The following is a 1,893-nucleotide window of genomic DNA, read 5'->3' on the forward strand; positions in this document are numbered from 1 at the left end:
ACTGCACCCCTGACCCGGCGCGAGGCCCGCGAGGCCGAGCGCCGTGCGGCCCGGGCCGAGACGGAGACGGTCGGAGCGGTCGCCACGGCCGTTGCGGCGTCGACGGCGGTGGGCGCGGAGTCGCCAGCGCCTGCGGAAGCGGCGGAGTCGTCCGATCCGCTGCCCTCGACCGCGGTGCCGGCGGTCGCCGCGCCCGTCTCCGTCTCGGCCCGGGCCGCACGGCGCTCGGCCTCGCGGGCCTCGCGCCGGGTCAGGGGTGCAGTGGTCGGGGTGCCGGCACTCTCCTCAGGGGTGGGAATGCCTGGCTTCGACACGCGTGCGTTCTCCTCGGATGACGGTGGTGACGGGGGGGTCGGGGGCCGGTGGGGATCCGGCGACGAGCCACTCTAGCCCGAGGCCCGCGCATAACGGAACGATCACGACGGATCCGGCACGGATGCTCCGACCGCTCGCGCCCGCGCGGTGCCAGGATGGGGCGCAACCGGGAAGGAGCTCCTCATGACCGCACCCACCCCCACCGGGCCCGTCCTCGTCGGCATCGTCGACGGCCAGCGACCCGAGGTCCTGCGCACCGCCGCCCGCGTCGCCGCCGACGCCGGAGCCGCCCTGCTGCTCGTGTCGGTCTCGGCCGATCCGTACCTCGTCGGCGAGTACGTCGATCCGATGACAGGCGGCATCCCGCTCGGCTTCGTCGGCGCCGCGGCCGACCGCGGCGAGGGCCCGTCCCTCCCGCCCGGGCTCCGCGAGACGGTCGAGCACGAGCTGGACGGCAGCTCTGTGCAGTGGTCGCTGCGCGCGGCGCGGGGCGAGCCGGCCCTGGCGCTCGCCGAGGTCGCCGAGGAGGTCGACGCGCGGATGATCGTGGTCGGCACCCGCGACGCGGGCGTGCTCGCGAGCATCGCCGAGTTCCTGAGCGGGAGCGTCGCCGCCCATCTCGCGCACCGCCAGCACCGCCCCGTGCTCGTCGTCCCGCGCGCCGACCGCGACCCGTCGCGCCCGGCGCCCTGGGACCTCGCGGAGTGACGCGACCCCTCCACCTGCGCCCCGCCGCGATCCTCCTCGTCGCGGCGGGCGGTGCTGTCGGCACGGTGGCTCGCGCCGCGATCGGCGCCGCACTGCCCCCGCTGGGCGTCGTGCCGGTCGCGACGCTCGCCGTGAACCTGCCGGGCGCGTTCCTCCTGGGCCTCCTGCTCGAGGCGCTGGCGCGGCGCGGGCCGGACGAGGGCGGGCGCCGCACCCTCCGCCTCCTGCTCGGCACCGGCGTGCTGGGCGGATTCACGACCTACAGCACCTTCTCGCTCGACACGGTCGCGCTGCTCGAGGGCGGCCACGTCGTGGAGTACCTGCTCTACACCGGCGGCACGCTCGTGCTGGGCGTGCTCGCCGCGGCGCTGGGCATCGCGGTCGCGGGGCAGCGGAGGGCGGCGGCGTGACGCCCGGCCTGCTGCTCGCGGTCGCTCTCGCGGGCGGAGTCGGAGCGGCCGCACGGCTCGTCGTCGACGGGGTCGCGCGGTCGCTCGTGCCGGCGCGCTGGCCGGTCGGCACCGCGCTGATCAACGTGAGCGGGTCGCTGCTGCTCGGAGTCGTCACCGGGCTCGTGCTGGCCGGTGTCCTCGACCCGGTGTGGCGGGCCGTGCTCGGGACGGGCGTGCTCGGCGGCTTCACCACGTTCAGCACGGCGAGCGTCGAGACCGCGCGGCTCTTGCTCGACCGGCGCTGGGCGGCCGGCCTGGGGTACGGCGTCGGCACGGCGGCGCTCGCCGTCGCGGCGGCGGCCGCGGGCCTCGCCCTGACGGGCGTCCGGCTGTCCTGAGCGGCGTGGCGGGCGCTCCGGAGCGGCGTGCGGCTCTGCTCCTCACCGCCCTTCCCGGAGCCCACCCCACGCCCCTCCGC

The 1,893-nt window shown here is 77.4% G+C and carries 4 protein-coding genes; 3 read left to right on the forward strand and 1 reads right to left on the reverse strand.

The annotated features are described in order from the left end of the window. The coding region (locus tag C5D66_RS17410; RefSeq protein WP_374954412.1) for a hypothetical protein at nt 1-314 on the reverse strand (314 nt) is incomplete at its 3' end. A 184-nt stretch (nt 315-498) separates the two neighbouring features. On the opposite strand from C5D66_RS17410, the gene C5D66_RS16645 reads away from it, so the two are divergent. From C5D66_RS16645 to C5D66_RS16655, 3 genes are read left to right on the forward strand one after another with little or no spacing between them, the layout of a single operon-like run. Continuing rightward, nucleotides 499-1,023: a universal stress protein gene (locus C5D66_RS16645; protein ID WP_104256705.1), complete on the forward strand. Its 525-nt coding sequence runs from the start codon at nt 499-501 to the stop codon at nt 1,021-1,023. After that, nucleotides 1,020-1,433 (forward strand): CrcB family protein, encoded by a 414-nt coding sequence (locus C5D66_RS16650; protein WP_219814219.1) that lies wholly within the window; start codon nt 1,020-1,022, stop codon nt 1,431-1,433. The genes C5D66_RS16645 and C5D66_RS16650 overlap by 4 nt, the downstream gene beginning before the upstream one ends. After that, nucleotides 1,430-1,813 carry a CrcB family protein gene (locus C5D66_RS16655; protein ID WP_104226584.1) on the forward strand — a complete coding sequence of 128 codons (384 nt, stop codon included), beginning with the start codon at nt 1,430-1,432 and terminating at the stop codon, nt 1,811-1,813. The genes C5D66_RS16650 and C5D66_RS16655 overlap by 4 nt, the downstream gene beginning before the upstream one ends. Nucleotides 1,814-1,893 lie beyond the last annotated feature (80 nt).

Origin of the sequence: Rathayibacter sp. AY1B4 (assembly GCF_002932815.1) — a bacterium.
In the GTDB taxonomy this organism is placed as follows: Bacteria; Actinomycetota; Actinomycetes; order Actinomycetales; family Microbacteriaceae; genus Rathayibacter.